Origin of the sequence: Cupriavidus sp. D384 (assembly GCF_001652915.1) — a bacterium.
Lineage (GTDB): Bacteria > Pseudomonadota > Gammaproteobacteria > Burkholderiales > Burkholderiaceae > Cupriavidus.
On sequence record NZ_BBQI01000117.1, the window covers coordinates 1 to 746 of the forward strand.

Annotated in this window: 1 protein-coding gene; it reads right to left on the reverse strand. The window is 65.0% G+C overall.

Features of this window, described 5'->3' with window-relative positions:
• Positions 1-392: 392 nt before the first annotated feature.
• Complete coding sequence (locus A9J21_RS31775) at positions 393-599, reverse strand: hypothetical protein (protein ID WP_156546227.1); 207 nt, start codon at positions 597-599, stop codon at positions 393-395.
• Between the last annotated feature and the right edge of the window lie 147 nt (positions 600-746).

Consider the following 746-nt stretch of genomic DNA (forward strand, 5'->3'; position numbering starts at 1 on the left):
AAGCGCCGTACCAGCGAACCACTGTCATCGCCGACGGGGTCCTCCAGGGACATGACGTGTCGGCCGGAGGCGTCCGAGAACAGGGAATACCGGCAGTGCTGGGCGGGGCAACCACCTTCCTGACCGCGCTCGCGTGCAACGCGCCTGATATACAAAACCCGTCAAAATTACCGAAAGGTCTCCCCCGCCCTAGGGACGACTGCCCCTCCTTGATATTGCCGCAGCAGTTGGATACGAAGCTCCAACCCATTGAGGGTCCCGGCGAGCAGGGCGAGTTGCGCGATGGCTGCGGCGGCATCAACGCCGTCTCGGCGGCATGCGGTGACAGCGGCTTTCTGCCTCGCAAGGTGCGCCCTAAGTTCCTGGAGCCGCCGATCGTGCCTCGCCCCTCATCAGACAGTTGCGTAGCGACCGGACCCGGTTTCCAGCCAAAGATTGCGCTTGATCTGCACCAGATCCGAATAGCTGCGGCGCAAATGGCGCAGCACCTGCAGGCTCAGGGCAGCGTCGCCGCCCTCCCGGCGCGCCTCACGCACCCGCCCGACCTGCTGGCGGATGCGCTGCCGCGAGGCGGCCAGCTTCGTGTCCAGATGCGTCACGCGGGCCCTGACTGCCCGTAGACGTCTTGCTCGCATTGCATGTCTCCACCACGGTACGGCGTTTGGTTATAGGCGCGATGGTGGTTGGCGGATCGGTCCGGAAAGGTTGGATACTGGACACCCCTGCCGCCCCGACGCATGGCGAAT